Genomic DNA, 18,592 nt, shown 5'->3' with positions numbered 1-18,592 from the left:
ATTTAGGAATTGCAGATGGAAACTCGTTATTACTTTATATTTACGGCAGCCATTATTTTGTTACAACTGCTGATTTATATTTTTAATAAAACGCTGATTTGGTGGCTTAACAAACAGCTCTCTCAAAAGGCAAGACGAGCAATTACTTTTGTCAGCTTTTTGCTTCCTAATGTCTTGGTTATTTGCCATTTTTTAAAGCTTTTTACGGTATTTCGACTTATAGCTTTAATGCTTGCGCTACTCCTTTTTTCAGCCTTTGCGAGTATCACCGTGGGAGGTATTCATTTTCTTTTCCGAAAATCCAAATCCATCACAAAAATCGACCGCGCTTTACGCATTACTTACCCCGTTTTATTTATTGGTATCACTGCCTTAAGTGTGTATAACGCCTATGTCACCCGTGTTATTCATTATGAAATTACGCTAGATAAACCGATTAAACCATTGCGAATTGGCATGGCCAGCGATCTCCATTTAGGCAAATTATTTGGTGGGAAAGAATTGGATAAACTAGCTGATATTATGCAGCAGGAAAAGGTGGATATCATTTTATTGCCTGGCGATATTATGGATGATAACGTCAATGCTTATTTAGCCGAAAAAATGCAACCTCATCTAGCAAAACTCAAGGCTCCAATGGGCGTTTATGCCACACTAGGCAATCACGATTTATTTGGAGACCAAGATCGAATTGATCAAGAAATCCGCAAAGCAGGTATTACCGTATTAAGAGATGAAACATTAACGTTAAATAATGAATTGGTACTTATTGGACGAAATGACAATCTTGCTCATGATAGACCAAGTACCGAGACCTTACTAAAACAGGTGGATACTAACTTACCAACTATTTTATTGGATCACCGCCCAACAGATATTGAAAAACATGCCTCACTTCCGCTTGATATTCAAGTTTCAGGGCATGCGCATAAAGGGCAAGTATTCCCGGCCAGTTTAATCACAAAAATGATGTATCGTCTGGATTATGGTCATGAAAAAATTGGCAATCCACATGTTTTTGTCACTTCTGGTTATGGCTTCTGGGGCATTCCAATGCGATTAGGATCTCAATCAGAAGTGGTGATTATTGATGTGAAAGGAAAATAAAAAAGAGCGGTCAAAAATGACCGCTCTTTTATTATCAACTAAATTTTAAGAACACACTACTTTCACCGCTAAGCCACCTTTTGATGTTTCGCGATATTTAGCATTCATGTCTTTACCTGTTTCATACATGGTTTCGATCACTTTATCCAAGGTTACGCGAGGATTTGTGGTACGGCGTAATGCCATACGGCTGGCATTAATTGCTTTCACTGAAGCAATCGCGTTACGCTCAATACAAGGCACCTGTACTTGTCCACCAACTGGATCGCAAGTTAAGCCAAGATTATGTTCCATCGCAATTTCAGCTGCAATACACACTTGTACTGGCGTACCGCCTAGGATTTCAGTTAAACCCGCTGCAGCCATTGAACATGCCACACCCACTTCACCTTGGCAACCGACTTCAGCGCCAGAAATAGAGGCATTCATCTTATAAAGTGAACCAATCATACCTGCAGCCAATAAGTAGCGCTCAATCACATCCTGTGTTAAAGGTCCTACGAATTTTTCGTAATAAGAAAGCACAGCTGGCACAATACCGCAAGCACCGTTAGTTGGCGCTGTCACGACGCGTCCACCCGCTGCATTCTCTTCGTTTACCGCAAGGGCAAACATATTCACCCAGTCGATTACATGCATTGGATCATTTGCAAGACGATGACTATTGGCTTGCAAGAGACGATAAAGTGACGGCGCTCGGCGTGTCACTTTTAATGGGCCTGGTAACACGCCTTCTGTATTGACACCATGCTCAATACAATCCTTCATGGTTTTCCAAACATTATGTAAATGCGCTTCAACCTCTTTTTTACCATGTAATGCCAACTCATTTCTCATCATCATCGTAGAAAGCATTAAGCCATTTTCCTGACAATGTTTTAAAATATCCTCAGCATGTTTGTAAGGATACGGCACTGTCACTGGATTTTCTTCCTCTTGACCAAAATGTGCTTCATCCACGATAAAACCACCACCAATGGAGTAATAGGTTTGGCGGTAAATTACCTGACGATCAGCATCTAATGCAGTAATGGTCATGCCGTTTTCATGCAACGATAAAAAGGAATTATGAAATACCATATTGGCATCCCAATCAAAATTAACCGTTTTTTTACCTTGTGCAATCGACAGCTTTTTGGTTTGTTTAACCTGTTCGATAAATGTTGGGATTAAATCAATATCTACATCGTGCGGTAGATAGCCAGCTAATCCCATAATGATCGCAATATCTGTATTATGGCCAAGCCCTGTCATAGAGAGAGAACCATATACATCAACGTGCAAGGTTGCAACGGCATCAAATTTACCTTGCTCGATTAAATCATCAATAAACTGCTTACCTGCTTTCATCGGGCCAACAGTATGGGAGCTGGATGGCCCTACTCCCACTTTAAACATATCAAATACACTAATCATATTATTTTAATCCTAAGCTAAACTAAAAAGCCGCTTATAATAATCCATATACGACCGCAGAGATAGCAATTAATCCCATTACTGTTACAAATACATTGCTAAAACGACCTTGATAACGTTTCATCGCAGGTACATTGCGGATAGCATACATTGGCATAATAAAAAGGATCATCGCAATAATTGGGCCGCCAAGCGATTCGATTAAACCTAAAATACTTGGGTTAATGATCGCAACACCCCATAAAGTGAATAAGAAGAATACTGCGGTACTGTAATTTAATTTTTTACGATTTACACTTTCACCTTTCATTTTTAGGTATAAACCTTCTAAACCTTCACGAGCCCCTAAATAATGGCCAAAGAATGAACTGGTAATCGCTAAGAAAGCCACTAATGGTGCAAAATAAGAAATGTATGGATTATCAAATTTGTTCGCAAGATAAGACAAGATACTGATATTTTGTGCTTTTGCCTCTAATAACTCTGCCGGTGTTAAAGTTAATACGCAACTAAACACAAAGAACATCACGAAGAAAAGTAATACGGTTGAAGTGCCTTTTTCTGTATGACCAATGTGATATTCCGTTTTATCAAAATCTTTATATTCACGTTGTTGAGAAAGCGTGAAAGAAGAAATTGCCGGAGAATGGTTAAAAGAGAAGACTAATACTGGAATAGTTAACCACAATGTCGTCACAAAACCACTCGCTGTAGGAAGCTCATAAAGCATTGATGCATTCCATTGAGGAATGAGATAGATTGATAATGCAAAGAGAATCAATACCAATGGATAAACTAATAATTCAGTGATTTTCAACATTACTTTTTCACTGAATAACATTACCGAAATCAATATCGCAATCAATACAAAAGAAAGAATGACACGATTTGGTGAAGCCATGCCTAATTGGTTAACAATGAAGGAATCAACGGTATTGGTGATCCCGTTTCCATAAATCAATAAAATTGGGAAGATCGCGAAGAAATATAATAAAGTAATTAATTTTCCTGCTGTTGGACCGAAATGCTCTTCCACCACTTCAGTAATATCACTACCTGGTTTAGATGAAGATAAAACGAAATAAGCCAAACCACGGTGTGCAAAGTATGTCATAGGGCCAACCAAAAGAGCCATAACCACCAATGGCCAGAAGCCCCCCATCCCTGCATTGATTGGTAAAAATAACACCCCTGCGCCGACAGCGGTCCCAAATAAATTTAACACCCAAGCTACATCAAATTTATTCCATTTTTTATTAGTTGTAGTGCTCATATATTACCCTCTAAAGTTAATCATAAAATCATTTATTTAATGAGTGTTCATTAAGCTAGTGACGGCATTATGATAAGGTCTTAAATTGGGTGCAAAGTACAACATAAGAAAATGTGATCGGGCTAACAGTTTTATATACGTTTTTTACATAAATATTTATCTAGATCAAAAAAGTGTGGCGCACATTATAATCATTTTTAGGTAAAAGCGTGCAAAACACACTATATAAACTTAAGCACATTCCACCGAAAATGAAATTACTTCTTTAATACTTTCAGCGCCTAATGCAATCATAATTAGACGATCAACACCTAAAGCCACGCCTGATGTATTGGGGATTCCTGCTTGTAATGCCGCCAGTAAACGATGATCAATTTCACGTTGTGGCAAACCTGCTTTTTCGCGTAGGCGGTTATCTTGCTCAAAGCGGTGTTGCTGTTCACGCGCATCGGTGAGCTCATGGAAACCGTTGGCTAACTCTAAGCCCTTATAATAGAACTCAAAACGTTCTGCCACTCGGCTATCTTCAGGGCTTAGTTGAGCGAGCGCAGCTTGGGAAGAAGGGAAATGATAAACGGCAACAGGCGCTTCTTGTCCGATTTTAGGTTCTACCACCTCACTGAATAAAAATTGTAGTAAGGTATCACGATCTTCATCTTCATCTGCCATAAAGTTGTGCTTACGCGCTGCCTCTACTAATTCTTGACGAGTCGCTGATAATGGATCTAATCCTACATATTCTTGGAAGACAAATTGATAACTTAAGGTTTCTGCCGGTTTACAATCAAGGATCTGTTGTAATAAATCATCCACTTCATTCATTAAGCGGTACATATCAAAGTGCGGTCGATACCATTCAAGCATGGTAAATTCCGGATTATGGCGATTACCCGCTTCTTCATTACGAAACACTTTGCCAATTTGAAAGATCGGTCCACTGCCTGCCGCTAATAAACGTTTCATATGATATTCCGGGCTAGTAGAAAGCCACAGCGTTTTCGACAGTTCATCAAAAGGCGCAATAAACTCTGTATTAAAAGTTGAAAGGTGAAGATCCGTCACACCAAATTCACTTAAAACAGGCGTTTCCACTTCTAATAATCCACGTTCAGTAAAAAACTGGCGGATATCCGCAATGATTTTGGCACGCGCCAATAAATTTTTAATTGAGGCGGAAGGTTGCCATTCTGTTTTTTTATCGCTAAGTGCGGTCATTTTTTTCTCCGTTTTTCACGTTTAAAATGAATTAGGCTATTGTAAACAAGACTGATTTTTAACTCAATAATCCGACTAAATCATTCTTAAACGCAAACGGTTATCATCTATAAATATATAAAAATTAACTTTTTTTTGAGTTAGATCACACTTTTGATATTTTATCTGTTTATTCGGGAAAAAAAGTTACTAATTTGTAAACAAAAGTGGCAGAATTACCACAAGCCCCTATTAATTTAGGGCGTTTTATTTTTTTACTTTCTATATGATTGGAGGATATCGTGCAAACGGTTAATGTCGATATTGCTATTGTTGGTGCCGGTGGCGGCGGTTTACGTGCAGCAATTGCAGCAGCAGAAGCAAACCCTAACTTAAAGATCGCATTAGTTTCTAAGGTTTATCCTATGCGTAGCCATACGGTTGCAGCAGAAGGTGGTGCGGCCGCAGTAATTAAAGAGGAAGATTCCTACGATAAACACTTCCACGATACCGTTGCCGGTGGTGACTGGTTATGTGAACAAGATGTGGTGGAATACTTCGTTGAACATTCTCCAGTGGAAATGACTCAACTTGAACGTTGGGGTTGCCCTTGGAGCCGTAAAGCAGATGGCGATGTGAACGTGCGTCGTTTCGGTGGGATGAAAATCGAACGTACTTGGTTCGCGGCAGACAAAACCGGTTTCCACTTATTACATACTCTTTTCCAAACATCCATTCAATATCCTCAAATTCAACGTTTTGACGAGCACTTCGTTTTAGATATCTTAGTTGATGATGGCCATGCTCGCGGTATGGTTGCGATGAATATGATGGAAGGTTCACTTGTTCAAATCAATGCAAATGCGGTTGTGATTGCAACTGGTGGTGGTTGTCGTGCATTCAAATTCAATACTAACGGCGGTATCGTAACTGGTGATGGTTTATCAATGGCATATCGTCACGGTGTTCCTCTTCGTGATATGGAATTCGTACAATATCACCCAACCGGCTTACCAAACACCGGTATCTTAATGACCGAAGGTTGTCGTGGTGAAGGCGGTATCTTAGTGAATAAAAACGGCTACCGTTATTTACAAGATTATGGTCTAGGCCCTGAAACCCCAATTGGTAAACCTGAAAACAAATATATGGAACTTGGTCCACGTGATAAAGTTTCACAAGCGTTCTGGCAAGAATGGAGAAAAGGCAACACCTTAAAAACTGCAAAAGGTGTCGATGTGGTTCACCTTGACTTACGTCACTTAGGTGAAAAATATTTACATGAACGTCTTCCATTTATTTGTGAATTAGCAAGTGCTTATGAAGGTGTAAACCCAGTTAATGAACCAATCCCAGTTCGTCCAGTTGTTCACTACACCATGGGTGGTATCGAAGTAGATTACAACAGCGAAACTCGTATTAAAGGTTTATTTGCTGTGGGTGAATGTGCGTCTTCTGGTTTACATGGCGCAAACCGTTTAGGTTCTAACTCGCTTGCTGAATTAGTAGTTTTAGGCCGTGTTGCAGGTGAATATGCCGCACAACGAGCAGCAGAAGCGAAACCTGCAAACCGTACAGCAGTTGATGCGCAAGCTCAAGATGTTGTCGCTCGCCTTGAAGCACTTTACAACCAAGAAGGTAACGAATCTTGGTCTGAAATCCGTGATGAAATGGGTACCGTAATGGAAGAAGGTTGTGGTATCTACCGTGACCAAGAAAGCATGCAAAAAGCAGTAGATAAAATTGCTGAGCTTAAAGAACGTTATAAACGTATCCGTGTGACAGACCGTTCAAGCGTATTCAATACCGATGTGCTTTACACCGTAGAATTAGGTTACATCCTTGATGTGGCACAATCTATTGCAAACTCTGCAATTGAACGTAAAGAGTCTCGTGGTGCACACCAACGCTTAGACTACACCGAACGTGATGATGTGAATTATTTAAAACACACCCTTGCTTACTACAATGGCGATGATGCACCGCGTATTGAATACAGCCCGGTGAAAATCACTAAATCTCAACCAGCAAAACGTGTTTATGGTGCTGAAGCAGAAGCGGCAGAAGCGGCTGCGAAAGCTAAGGAGCAAGCAAATGGCTAATTCACCGGTAATGACTGTAGAAGTATTACGCTACAACCCAGAAAACGATCAAGAGCCACATTTAAGCTCTTATCAAGTACCTTATGATAACCAAACCTCTCTTTTAGATGCGTTAGGTTACATTAAAGATAAACTTGAACCGTCTCTTTCTTATCGTTGGTCTTGCCGTATGGCGATCTGCGGTTCTTGCGGGATGATGGTCAATAACAAACCAAAATTGGCTTGTAAAACGTTCTTACGTGATTACAGCGGCCACATGCGTATTGAACCATTAGCAAACTTCCCTATTGAACGAGACTTAGTGGTGGATTTAAGCCACTTCATCGAAAGTTTAGAGGCAATTAAACCTTATATTATTGGCAACGAAGCGCCAGCATTAGATGGTAAACCACATCCATCAAAAGAATTGCAAGTAAGCCGTACTAAACAAACCCCGGCACAGCTTGAAAAATATCGTCAATTCTCAATGTGTATCAACTGCGGTTTATGCTATGCAGCTTGTCCACAATTTGGTTTAAATCCTGAATTCTTAGGCCCAGCAGCGATTACAATGGCACACCGTTACAACCTTGATAACCGTGACCATGGTAAAGCACAACGTATGCCATTATTAAATGGTAAAAACGGTGTTTGGAGCTGTACTTTCGTGGGTTATTGTTCTGAAGTGTGTCCAAAACACGTGGATCCAGCTTCTGCAATCAACCAAGGAAAAGTGGAAAGTGCCAAAGATTATGTTATCTCAATGCTAAAACCAAAAGGCTAAGGGGAAGAATATGTCAGTAACAGTAAGTAAACGCAAAAAATATGTTCGCCCAATGACGGCTACTTGGTGGCAAAAATTGGATTTCTACAAAGCTTATATGGTGCGTGAAGCAACATCTATCTTTGCCGTATGGTTCTGTATTGTATTGCTTTATGGCGTACTTTGCCTTGCAAGCAATCCTGTTCCAGGTCTAGGCATTATTGATTTCATTGGCTTCTTAAGAAATCCAATTGTAGTGATCTTAAATATCATTACATTAATTGCGACTTTATATCACACTGCAACTTATTTCGTGATGACACCAAAAGTGATGAACATCATTGTTAAAAATGAACGTTTACCACATCACGTGTTAAGAAATGCACTTTGGGCAGTTACGGCTGTGATTAGTGTTATCGCATTAATTTTAGTTTATATGTAGGGAGAGAAAAAATGGTCGAACAAAATCCAAAACGCTCTGGTGAACCACCAGTATGGTTGATGTTTGGTGCTGGCGGGACTGTCAGTGCGATTTTCTTCCCTGTTGTGATCTTAATCCTTGGTTTATTGTTACCATTTGGATTAATTGATCCACATAACTTAATTACATTCGCTTATTCTTGGATCGGAAAATTAATTATTTTAGTTTTAACAATTTTCCCAATGTGGTGTGGTTTACACCGTATCCATCATGCGATGCACGATCTTAAAATCCACGTGCCAGCAGGCGGATTTATCTTCTACGGCCTAGCAACTATTTACACTGTTTGGGTGTTATTTGCCGTATTAGGTTTGTAATTTAAAAATACTAAATTGATAAGTAAAAGTGCGGTCAAAAATGACCGCACTTTTTTCTTGAATTTTTCGTTCATCTCTATAAGATCTAAGAACATTTATTCTAAAAATAACTTTATATGAAAGAAAAATCTCAATTAACCAATTTACAAACAGAAATACAAACTCGTTACGATAGTTTAAGTAAAAGACTTAAACAAGTTGCAAAATATATCCTAGATAATAGCGACAGTATTGTTTTTGATACCGTTGCCGTTATTGCAGAAAAAGCTGATGTGCCCCCTTCAACGCTTATTCGTTTTGCTTCTGAATTCGGCTTTTCCGGTTTTAACGAAATGAAACAAATCTTCCGTGAAAATCTTATGGAAAAGACCACTAATTACACGGAAAGACTTCAACTTTCACATAAAATTGCTAAATCAGAAGGTGAAGAATCACCAGAAGATATTTTGACTATTTTCTCACAGGCTAATAGCCAAGCATTACATCAGTTAGCGGAACAAACCACAAATGAACAAATTAATGAAGCAGCCAAAATCCTCAAAGAGGCCAATAATATTTTTATCATTGGATTAAAGCGTTCTTTTAGTGCTGCCTGCTATTTAAACTATGCCTTACAACACTTAGATTGTCGTTCTTTTTTAATTAATGGATTAGGTGGAATGTTTGATGAGCAGCTTAATCAAGTCAAAGAAGGAGATGTTGTTGTCGCCATTAGTTTCTCACCTTATGCAGCTGAAACGGTTAATATTAGTAAGGTTTGTGCTAAAAAAGGGGTTAAACAAATTTCTATTACGGATAGCCAAATTAGTCCATTACTCGCATTCAGTGATATTGCATTTGTTATCAAAGAAGCACAAGTGCTCGGCTTCCGTTCTCAGTGCTCAACAATGACCCTCGTGCAAACACTCGCAATTGTATTAGGTTTAGAAAAAGAAAAAGATAAAGATAAAGATAAAAACACCAAATAATAAAAATGCCCCAATATGGGGCATTTTACATTTACAATTATTGACGAGATTTCCAAAGCTTAATGAGTCTTCTGTATCTTTCACTCACTTCAGCAACAAGCCCATCATCTGTTAATTTTCCACTTAACCAATCTCCTGATGGTTGCCCGAAAATTGTTCGCCCTACAGCAAAACCTTTGACTAAAGGTGCATTAGCTGATGCATCAAATACTGCTTTAAACTTATCTTCCGGTGCATCCAAACCTAAAATCAAGATTCCACGGCAATATGGATCATTTGCTTGAATGACTTCGCTAATATGTGCCCAAGCTTTTGCTGAAACACCTGGTAATTTCCACCAATCCGGTTTAATTCCTAAATGATAGAAATGAGTAATAATTTCAGCATAGTATTCTTCATTTTGTTCCATATCTGAAGGTAAAATCACTTCTAATAGCAATTCATGTCCTGTTCGACAGCAAGCTTGATACACTTGTTTTAATGTTGCATCTTGCTCTGTTTTCATTTCAATACTGTCTTTCGGATGGTAAAAGACCAAACATTTCACTACATGTTCTTGTGGCCAGGTTGCTAATTGACTACCTAAATCACCATATTCCAAACGTAATGGGCGAGAAGCTGGAAGTTCAATTGGACGTCCAATCCACCAATGTTTACCGGTAATTTCATTTAGTGCAGCTTGACCAAAAGTAGTATCGGCAAGAATTCCTGCTTGTCCATCATAAATTCCCTCTTCCTGTGCAGTTCTTTCTGCAGCTTGTAAGAGAAGTTGTTTCAATTTAGGAATTCGTTTGACATCTGCACCACATTTCTCAGCGAGATCAACTAACTGTTTGCGATGATCAAAAGCAAAGATACATAAATTATCCCATTTTGCTTTTCGGGTAGTGACTCGATGTAAATGGTTTAATTGTGAATCTAAATCAGGACGAGGGACTGATTCTGTACGAGCTAAGTAATTATCTAACTCGGCTTTTGTTGGCATCGCTGGAGCACAACCGTGGCGAGACACCACTAATGCACCACACGCATTGGCATAACGACAAGATTGTTCCCAACCTTCATTATTAATATAACCTCGAATGAGGCCTGACATAAATGCATCACCTGCACCAAGCACGTTAAGTACTTCCACTCTCACGCCATAAACATTTAATCCGCCATCCAAATCATCAGGGATATCCCCTTCAAATACTGAACAGCCTAATGCGCCACGTTTACAAACCAAAACGGCATGACTGAACTTACGTACATTTTTAAGTGCGGTTAATGTATCGGTTGAACCACCAGCAATATGGAATTCTTCTTCAGTACCCACGAGTACATCAAAATGATGTAATACTTCTTGTAACGATTTCGTCACCGCTTCTGAATCAATAAAGCGAGTTTCACCATCACCAAGAGAAGTTAGTCCCCATAATACCGGGCGATAATCAATATCTAACAAACGTTTTGTATTATTTCTACCGGCATACTCTAATGCGGTTAACACGGCTTCTCTGGTTTTCGGGTGGGATAAATGAGTCCCTGTAATAGCTAATGCTTTAGCGGAGGCAATATAGCTTTCATCAAAGTCTTCTTTTGTAATAGCCATATCGGCACAATTTTCACGATAGAAAATTAATGGGAATGTGTCCTGATCTTTAATACCTAAAATGACAAGTCCGGTTAGGCGCTCTTTATCCGTAATGAGATGACTGGTATCTACGCCAACACGCTGTAATTCTTCACGTAAGAAACGGCCCATATGCTCATCCCCAACACGTGCTAGCATTGAGGATTTAACCCCTTGCACTGCAGTTCCATAGGCAACATTACCTGAAGAGCCACCTAGATATTTGGAAAAAGAAGATGCATCTTCTAATCTCGCACCAATTTGTTGTGCATAAAGATCAACAGCTACGCGACCGAGACAAATGAGGTCTAGTGTTTTTTCTACCGTTTTCATAATGCCATTCCTTCTAATTAATAAAGTTGCTTCGCTAATACAAATTGAAACATATATTTCAAAAAAATCAATAACGAAATTTCATTTTTTAGACATTAATCACAAAATCAATATCTAAAAACTGTTCTACTGCATCTAAAACAATCCTGTTTAATAGGCAGTCTAACCTTCATTTATAAAATCGGATTCTCGTGCTAAAAAAAGTTTGATCTATGTCTCAAAAATGAAATTTTTATTTCAAAAATATTTAAAATTAGAAGAATGCTTATATACTAGCACTAATGCAAGTTACCCTAAAAGGAGATTACAATGAAAACTGTAAGACTAACTGTGGCACAAGCGCTAATAAAATTCCTTGATAATCAATATATTGAGTTTGACGGTAAAGTCACTAAATTTGTTGAAGGTATCTTTGGTATTTTTGGACATGGCAATGTATTAGGCATTGGTCAAGCATTAGAACAAGACAGCGGTAATCTCATCGTTCGTCAAGGGCGTAATGAACAAGGTATGGCTCATGTGGCCATTGGTTTTGCAAAACAAAATCTACGTAAAAAAATTTATGCTTGCACCTCTTCTGTTGGACCTGGTGCAGCTAATATGATTACAGCAGCTGCAACCGCAACAGCCAATCGTATTCCACTTCTTCTTTTACCGGGTGATGTGTTTGCAACCCGCCAACCAGACCCTGTTTTACAACAAATTGAGCAATTTCACGACTTAAGCATTAGCACAAATGATGCATTTAAAGCAGTAAGCAAATATTGGGATCGTGTTAGTCGTCCAGAACAATTAATGACTGCCTGTATTAATGCCATGCGAGTATTAACTGACCCGGCAGATACCGGTGCAGTAACTCTTGCGCTACCTCAAGATGTTCAAGCTGAAGCCTATGATTTCCCTGAATATTTTCTACAAAAACGGGTTCACAGAATTGAAAGAACACTACCAACTGAGCCAATGTTGAAATCTGCCATTGAGCTTATTATGAGTTCGAAAAAACCATTAATTATTTGTGGTGGTGGTGTGCGTTATTCCGAAGCCGCAGAACAACTCAAACACTTTGCAGAAACATTCCATATTCCTTTTGCAGAGACTCAAGCGGGTAAAAGTGCGGTCGTTTCTGAACACAGTTTTAACGTTGGTGGTGTAGGCGAAACAGGTTGTTTAGCCGCTAATCTCTTGGCAAAAGAGGCTGACCTCATTATCGGTATTGGTACTCGCTATACGGATTTCACAACTTCCTCTAAATGGATCTTCCAAAATCCAGAGGTGAAATTCCTAAATATTAACGTCGCTCGTTTTGATGCCTATAAATTAGATGGCATTCAAGTGGTTGCAGATGCGAAAGAAACGTTAGAAAAACTTACCGCACTTCTCTCGCCAACAGGCTATCGTTATCGTGCACAGTGGAGCAATTCAATTAGTGAAGCTAAAACACAATTTAAACAAGAATTACAACGTATTTATCACGCGACTTACACTGAAAAAGATTTCATCCCAGAAGTGAATGATGCCTTAGATCGAGAAAAAGTTTATGAGGAGTTTATTAAACTTACTCAATCTTGCTTAACACAAAGCCGTGTTCTAGGCATTCTCAATGAGACCTTAGGTGAAAACGATATCATTGTTGGAGCTGCAGGTAGCTTACCTGGCGACTTACAACGCGCATGGCAATCTAAAGGCGAAAATACCTACCATTTAGAATATGGCTATTCTTGTATGGGCTATGAAGTCAATGCGGCTTTAGGCGCAAAATTAGCTCAACCAGAAAAAGAGGTTTATGCCTTATTAGGTGATGGTTCTTATATGATGCTTCATTCTGAACTTGTCACATCTGTACAAGAAAATAAAAAAATTAACGTCGTTTTATTCGATAATATGACTAACGGATGTATTAACAACTTACAAATCGGCAATGGTATGGATAGCTTTGCGACAGAATTCCGTTTCAGAAATCCACAAACCAACAAATTAGATGGTGGATTCGTACCTGTCGATTTTGCCATGAACGCAGCTTCTTACGGATGTAAGACCTACAAAGTTACAACAGAAGAAGAATTGTACGCCGCCTTAGCCGATGCTAAAAAACAAAATGTTTCCACCTTAATTGATATCAAAGTACTACCAAAAACCATGATACATGGTTATGGCAGTTGGTGGCACGTCGGCGTAGCAGAGGTTTCTGAAAAAGAGACTATCCGTAAGGCTCATGAAAATAGTGTGAAACACATTAATGAAGCGAGACGCTATTAGTCAAGAATTTGATTTATCTCCAATTTAACCACTCTTTCGAGAAGGAAAAACTATGAAAGCTGAAAACGTGAAATTAGGTATCGCGCCAATTGGTTGGACTAACGATGATATGCCTGATCTTGGCAAAGAAAATACCTTTGAACAATGTGTTAGTGAAATGGCGCTGGCCGGTTTTACTGGATGCGAGGTCGGAAATAAATATCCGCGCGACGTGGAAGTGCTAAAACACAAATTGAGTGTTCGTGGTATTCAAATTTGTAATGCTTGGTTTAGTACCTTTTTTGTAGATGGCAAAAAAGAAGAAACGATCAAAGAATTCATTAAACATCGAGATTTCCTTCATGCGATGGGAGCCAAGGTTATTGGCTGTTCTGAACAAAGCCGTAGTATCCAAGGCACAACAAAAGCTGTTTTTAAAGAAAAAACTGTTTTTACTGAAGAAGAATGGCAACTCCTTGCTGAGGGCTATAATGAACTAGCCAAATTAGCAGCTGAAAAAGGAATGAAAGTATGCCTACATCATCACATGGGTACAGGTATTCAAACGCCAGCTGAAATTGATAAATATATGGAAGTCGTTAACGATGATGTGTATTTATTATTTGATTCTGGTCATATCTATTATTCTGAAGGCTCACAAAAAGCGATGCTAGACGTATTAGAAAAATACATAGATCGAATTTGCCACGTGCATTTAAAAGATGTGCGTGATGAAGTCGTTGCTGAAGTGAAGGCAAATGATCTTAGCTTTTTAGAAGGTGTTCGCAAAGGCACATTCACCGTACCAGGTGATGGTGTAATCGATTTCAGACCAATTTTTGATATTCTTGAAAAACACAATTATAAAGGCTGGATGGTGGTTGAGGCGGAGCAAGACCCTGCCATCGCTAACCCATTTGAATACGCCGTCAAAGGCCGTAAATACATTAAAGAAACAGCGGGGATCTAATTATGATTAAAGTAGGTATTATCGGCGCCGGTCGTATTGGTCGCGTACATTCTGAAAGTATTACAAAATATGTGAAGGGCGCTGAAATCAAAGCGATTTCTGACGTCAGAGTAACGGATGAGCTCAAACAATGGGCAAAAGGCATGGGCATTGCTCATGTTTATGAGGATTACAAACAAATTCTACAAGATCCGGAAATTGATGCTGTATTAGTCTGTTCATCTACCAATACCCATGCGCCTATTTCTATTGAGGCTGCTCGAGCAGGCAAACACATTTTCTGCGAAAAACCAGTTGATGCAGATGTCAATCGCATCAAAGAAGTGTTAGCAGAAGTAGAAAAAGCTGGCGTGAAATTCCAAGTTGGCTTTAATCGCCGCTTTGACCATAACTTCAAAGCGATTAAAACTCGTGTAGAAAATGGTGATATTGGTGAACCGCACTTAATTCGAGTGACCTCGCGTGATCCAGATGCACCACCAATTGAATATGTAAAAGTATCTGGTGGAATGTTCTTCGACATGACTATTCACGACTTCGACATGATTCGCTATTTATCTGGCAGTGAAGTTGTAGAAGTTTATGCAGCTGGTGGCGTACTAGTCAATCCAGAAATCGGTAAAGCTGGCGATATCGACACCGCTGTTATCACCTTAAAACTTGCTAACGGTGCTATTGGTGTGATCGATAATAGCCGAAAAGCAGTTTACGGTTACGATCAACGAGCTGAAGTATTTGGCTCAAAAGGTGCGGTGCAAACTCGCAATGATACCGATTCTACTGCGGTTTATTCCTGTGAAGCTGGTGTGATTGCCGAGAAACCTAAATACTTCTTCTTAGAACGTTATATGCAATCTTTTGCTGATGAAATGGCTTGTTTTGTTGATTCCGTAGTAAACGACAAACCGACTTTAGTGAATGGTAATGATGGGTTACAACCGGTGATTATTGCACTTGCGGCTAAACGTTCATTAGATGAAGGACGCCCAGTCAAACTAGCAGAAATCGCTTAGAACTAAACATATAAATATAGAAAGAGACCTAAAGGAATTTAGGTCTTTTTTATCTCCTAAAACGACAAAAAATGTTGAGAAACATTCCCTCATTTACCATAGAGATTTAGTTTCCAATAAGTCAAGCTAGCATTTCAGATAATTACTACATCATTCCAAAAATACCCTCTTTTTTGACCGCACTTTTTTTAATAAAAACGCATACATGCATTCTCTTTATGCTTTAAATCTTAATGCAAATAAAAAGGCTACCATAGGTAGCCTTTTCTGAAATCAATGGATATTTGTCTACATTACCCTTTTTTGCGACGTTTTAAGGTATCAAGTAATACTGCGATTACAATAATTGCCCCTTTAACAATTTGTTGCCAGTATGGATCCACGCCTAACATATTTAAGCCTTTATTGGTGGTACCGATAATTAAAGCCCCAATCACACACATTGGAATCGTACCAAAACCACCACTTAAAGAAACCCCACCGATAACTGCTGCGGCGATAGCATCAAGCTCCCAAGCCAAACCGTAAGATGGATTACCTGCATAGGTTCGTGATGCAAGTAAAGCGCCTGCTAATCCAGATAATGCACCACCTAGAATATAAACCCAAATTAATGTTCTATTTGTGTTAATACCACAGATTTTAGCTGCATTCAGGTTTCCACCTACTGCATAAACATGACGACCAAAGGTTGAATGACTAAGTAAAATATGAGAAGCGATTACAATTAAGATATACAGCAAGACCAGCCCCGGAAGTCCAAAAATATTCACATCAGCAATCCAGGTAAATGCTTCTGAAGAGGCATCAATTGGACGACCATCAGAGTAAAGCTGTGCGGCACCACGTGCAATAATCATCATACCTAAAGTTGAGATAAACGGCGGAATACCACCAAGTGCTGTTAATCCACCATTAAACAATCCCAATAAAGCACCAATTAAAATTGATGCAGCAAAAGCCAATAGCGCAGATGATACGCTATCGCCACCAGTTACAATTGAAGCAGAAACGACTGCTGTAAGCGCCACCACAGAACCAGATGATAGATCGATACCAGTTGTGATAATGATGAAGGTTACACCAATTGCAATAATACCAAACATGGATACTTGTTCGATAATACTCCATACTGTTCTAGCTGAAAAAAAGCCGTCTATTGAAACAGACAATACTAAAAAGAGAAGAATTAAAATTAAGACCATCCCATACGCATTAATCATTTTCTTCAGTGTCACGTTTTCCATAATAAACCTCTCATTTTTTAATCTTAATAAATAAACCATTCTAATTAATAGACACTAACCCGAAGCCAATTCAAGTACTCGCTCTTGAGTCAATTCGGTATGAGGAATGATGCCAACTTGATGCCCTTCGTGCATAACCATGACGCGATCACTCATTGATAAAAGTTCCAACATATCTGACGTAATCATAATGATCGTTTTACCTTGTTTTGATAACTCAACCATCAATTTATAGAGCTCAGCCTTAGCCCCGACGTCAATCCCTTTTGTTGGTTCATCTAAAATCAAAATTTCAGGCTCTAGTAATAACCAACGAGCAAGCAATACTTTTTGTTGGTTACCACCGGAGAGATTATTAGTAATTACCTCTACATTTGGTGCTTTTATTTTGAGTTTCGTTTTTTGTTCATTTGCCGTTTTTTGTGCTCTTGCAACAGACACAAGAAAATTCTCTAAATAAGGCGACATTTTCGGCATAATCATATTGTCTGTAATGCTCAGATTTAAAAATAGACCAGTCAATTTTCTATCTTCCGTTACAAAACCAATTTTATGCTTCATCGCATCTAGTGGATTATTAATAACTACTTTTTCGCCTTTAATATAAATTTCACCACTATCTGCCGGTTTATAGCCAAATAACCCTTCTACTATTTCTGAACGACCAGCACCAACCAACCCTGCGATACCAAAGATTTCACCTTTACGTACAGCAAAATTAATATCTTGATATTTTCCTTCTCGAGTAAAATGTTTAATTTCTAAAACAATTTCATCAGATAACTCAAAACGCTCACGTTGGAACATTTCTGACATATCGCGACCAACCATCATCGAAATCAGTTGCTCTTTAGTCACTTCTTTGGTTGGCTTCGTATCCACATATTGACCATCGCGAATTACCGTGATCTCATCAGATACTCTAAAGACTTCATCTAATTTGTGAGAGATGAAGATAATCGCAATACCTCTTGCTTTGACCGTTTCAATAATGCGATAAAGTTGGTCTACTTCATTTTCAGTTAATGCCGTTGTTGGCTCATCCATAATGATCACTTTCGCATCATTAGAAACGGCAGTCGCAATCGCAACCAACTGAGCTTTTGCCACCGATACATCTGACATTTTTTCTGTCACATCCATCGGCACACCAAGTTCTTTTAGAATCGCAGAGGCTTGCTCATTCATTGCTTTTTGATTAAGGAAAAATTTACCTTTCGTTATTTCCCGACCTAAATAAAAATTATCCGCAATCGTCAAGTTAGCAGCAGGAGAAATTTCCTGAGGCACCATAGTTAGACCACGACGAATTGCATCAATAGGACGTCCTGGTTTAAAAGGTTTATCATCTAGAATAAGTTCTCCACCTTCATCAGGAATATAAATTCCATATAGAATTTTCATCAATGTGGATTTACCTGCTCCATTTTCTCCCATCAGAGCGTGAACACTTCCACGCTTGACCCGGAGATTGATCTGATCTAATGCCTTAACCCCAGGAAATGTTTTTGATACATTTCTCATTTCTAAAATATAGGGAGAATTTGAGCTATTACTATTAGTCATGTTTAACTCCTTG

General features: G+C 38.9%; 15 protein-coding genes. 9 read left to right on the top strand and 6 right to left on the bottom strand.

All coding sequences use genetic code 11. From position 1 onward, the window contains the following. Positions 1-15 precede the first annotated feature (15 nt). Positions 16-1,107: a metallophosphoesterase gene (locus INQ00_RS04535; RefSeq protein ID WP_197547429.1), complete on the top strand. Its 1,092-nt coding sequence runs from the start codon at positions 16-18 to the stop codon at positions 1,105-1,107. 45 nt (positions 1,108-1,152) lie between these two features. Here the strand turns inward: INQ00_RS04535 and INQ00_RS04530 are convergent, their stop codons facing one another. From INQ00_RS04530 to epmA, 3 genes are all read right to left on the bottom strand, one after another. Further along, positions 1,153-2,523, bottom strand: a complete 1,371-nt coding sequence (locus INQ00_RS04530; RefSeq protein WP_197547428.1) for an L-serine ammonia-lyase — start codon at positions 2,521-2,523, stop codon at positions 1,153-1,155. A gap of 34 nt (positions 2,524-2,557) precedes the next feature. Continuing rightward, positions 2,558-3,796, bottom strand: coding sequence for an HAAAP family serine/threonine permease (locus INQ00_RS04525; RefSeq protein WP_197547427.1), 1,239 nt, complete (start codon positions 3,794-3,796; stop codon positions 2,558-2,560). 231 nt (positions 3,797-4,027) lie between these two features. Continuing rightward, complete coding sequence (gene epmA, locus INQ00_RS04520) at positions 4,028-5,011, bottom strand: elongation factor P--(R)-beta-lysine ligase (protein WP_054419164.1); 984 nt, start codon at positions 5,009-5,011, stop codon at positions 4,028-4,030. Positions 5,012-5,292: 281 nt separating this feature from the next. Between epmA and frdA the strand changes: the two genes are divergently transcribed. The 5 genes from frdA to INQ00_RS04495 all read left to right on the top strand — a co-directional run bounded on the left by frdA (position 5,293) and on the right by INQ00_RS04495 (position 9,600). Further along, the gene (frdA, locus tag INQ00_RS04515; RefSeq protein WP_054419163.1) at positions 5,293-7,092 is read left to right on the top strand and encodes a fumarate reductase (quinol) flavoprotein subunit; all 1,800 of its coding nucleotides are present in this window, start codon (positions 5,293-5,295) and stop codon (positions 7,090-7,092) included. Next, a complete protein-coding gene (locus INQ00_RS04510) occupies positions 7,085-7,855 on the top strand; it encodes a succinate dehydrogenase/fumarate reductase iron-sulfur subunit (protein WP_005696861.1) in 771 nt (256 codons plus the stop codon). The genes frdA and INQ00_RS04510 overlap by 8 nt, the downstream gene beginning before the upstream one ends. A 10-nt stretch (positions 7,856-7,865) precedes the next feature. After that, positions 7,866-8,276, top strand: coding sequence for a fumarate reductase subunit FrdC (frdC, locus tag INQ00_RS04505; protein WP_197542808.1), 411 nt, complete (start codon positions 7,866-7,868; stop codon positions 8,274-8,276). Between the two features lie 11 nt (positions 8,277-8,287). Continuing rightward, positions 8,288-8,632: a fumarate reductase subunit FrdD gene (gene frdD / locus INQ00_RS04500; protein WP_197547426.1), complete on the top strand. Its 345-nt coding sequence runs from the start codon at positions 8,288-8,290 to the stop codon at positions 8,630-8,632. 116 nt (positions 8,633-8,748) lie between these two features. After that, on the top strand, positions 8,749-9,600 hold the full coding sequence (locus INQ00_RS04495) for a MurR/RpiR family transcriptional regulator (RefSeq protein ID WP_197547425.1): 852 nt from the start codon (positions 8,749-8,751) through the stop codon (positions 9,598-9,600). A gap of 37 nt (positions 9,601-9,637) precedes the next feature. Here INQ00_RS04495 and INQ00_RS04490 read toward each other — a convergent pair whose 3' ends face one another. Further along, a complete protein-coding gene (locus tag INQ00_RS04490; RefSeq protein WP_197547424.1) occupies positions 9,638-11,548 on the bottom strand; it encodes a bifunctional 5-dehydro-2-deoxygluconokinase/5-dehydro-2-deoxyphosphogluconate aldolase in 1,911 nt (636 codons plus the stop codon). Between the two features lie 309 nt (positions 11,549-11,857). On the opposite strand from INQ00_RS04490, the gene iolD reads away from it, so the two are divergent. Genes iolD through iolG form a run of 3 tightly spaced genes read left to right on the top strand, consistent with a single transcriptional unit; the run spans position 11,858 to position 15,766 of the window. After that, positions 11,858-13,804: a 3D-(3,5/4)-trihydroxycyclohexane-1,2-dione acylhydrolase (decyclizing) gene (gene iolD / locus INQ00_RS04485; RefSeq protein ID WP_197547423.1), complete on the top strand. Its 1,947-nt coding sequence runs from the start codon at positions 11,858-11,860 to the stop codon at positions 13,802-13,804. Positions 13,805-13,856: 52 nt separating this feature from the next. Then, a complete protein-coding gene (gene iolE, locus INQ00_RS04480; RefSeq protein ID WP_197547422.1) occupies positions 13,857-14,753 on the top strand; it encodes a myo-inosose-2 dehydratase in 897 nt (298 codons plus the stop codon). A 2-nt stretch (positions 14,754-14,755) separates the two neighbouring features. After that, entirely contained in the window at positions 14,756-15,766 is a 1,011-nt protein-coding gene (gene iolG, locus INQ00_RS04475) for an inositol 2-dehydrogenase (protein WP_049380127.1), read from the top strand. Between the two features lie 293 nt (positions 15,767-16,059). Here iolG and INQ00_RS04470 read toward each other — a convergent pair whose 3' ends face one another. Both INQ00_RS04470 and INQ00_RS04465 read right to left on the bottom strand, forming a co-directional pair. Next, entirely contained in the window at positions 16,060-17,013 is a 954-nt protein-coding gene (locus tag INQ00_RS04470; RefSeq protein ID WP_197547421.1) for an ABC transporter permease, read from the bottom strand. A 54-nt stretch (positions 17,014-17,067) separates the two neighbouring features. Then, complete coding sequence (locus INQ00_RS04465; RefSeq protein WP_197547420.1) at positions 17,068-18,579, bottom strand: sugar ABC transporter ATP-binding protein; 1,512 nt, start codon at positions 18,577-18,579, stop codon at positions 17,068-17,070. Positions 18,580-18,592 lie beyond the last annotated feature (13 nt).

The sequence above is a fragment of the Haemophilus parainfluenzae genome, from assembly GCF_014931275.1.
GTDB lineage: Bacteria > Pseudomonadota > Gammaproteobacteria > Enterobacterales > Pasteurellaceae > Haemophilus_D.
This window is presented reverse-complemented; position numbering and strand designations above follow the sequence as displayed.

Bases quoted from the DNA above. Each gene is read 5' to 3' on its own strand.
- INQ00_RS04465 (WP_197547420.1), bottom strand. From the start codon at position 18,579: ATGACTAATAGTAATAGCTCAAATTCTCCCTATATTTTAGAAATGAGA.
- INQ00_RS04530 (WP_197547428.1), bottom strand. From the start codon at position 2,523: ATGATTAGTGTATTTGATATGTTTAAAGTGGGAGTAGGGCCATCCAGC.
- epmA (WP_054419164.1), bottom strand. From the start codon at position 5,011: ATGACCGCACTTAGCGATAAAAAAACAGAATGGCAACCTTCCGCCTCA.
- frdD (WP_197547426.1), top strand. From the start codon at position 8,288: ATGGTCGAACAAAATCCAAAACGCTCTGGTGAACCACCAGTATGGTTG.
- INQ00_RS04510 (WP_005696861.1), top strand. From the start codon at position 7,085: ATGGCTAATTCACCGGTAATGACTGTAGAAGTATTACGCTACAACCCA.
- INQ00_RS04525 (WP_197547427.1), bottom strand. From the start codon at position 3,796: ATGAGCACTACAACTAATAAAAAATGGAATAAATTTGATGTAGCTTGG.
- iolD (WP_197547423.1), top strand. From the start codon at position 11,858: ATGAAAACTGTAAGACTAACTGTGGCACAAGCGCTAATAAAATTCCTT.
- INQ00_RS04490 (WP_197547424.1), bottom strand. From the start codon at position 11,548: ATGAAAACGGTAGAAAAAACACTAGACCTCATTTGTCTCGGTCGCGTA.
- INQ00_RS04535 (WP_197547429.1), top strand. From the start codon at position 16: ATGGAAACTCGTTATTACTTTATATTTACGGCAGCCATTATTTTGTTA.
- iolE (WP_197547422.1), top strand. From the start codon at position 13,857: ATGAAAGCTGAAAACGTGAAATTAGGTATCGCGCCAATTGGTTGGACT.
- INQ00_RS04495 (WP_197547425.1), top strand. From the start codon at position 8,749: ATGAAAGAAAAATCTCAATTAACCAATTTACAAACAGAAATACAAACT.
- iolG (WP_049380127.1), top strand. From the start codon at position 14,756: ATGATTAAAGTAGGTATTATCGGCGCCGGTCGTATTGGTCGCGTACAT.
- frdC (WP_197542808.1), top strand. From the start codon at position 7,866: ATGTCAGTAACAGTAAGTAAACGCAAAAAATATGTTCGCCCAATGACG.
- INQ00_RS04470 (WP_197547421.1), bottom strand. From the start codon at position 17,013: ATGGAAAACGTGACACTGAAGAAAATGATTAATGCGTATGGGATGGTC.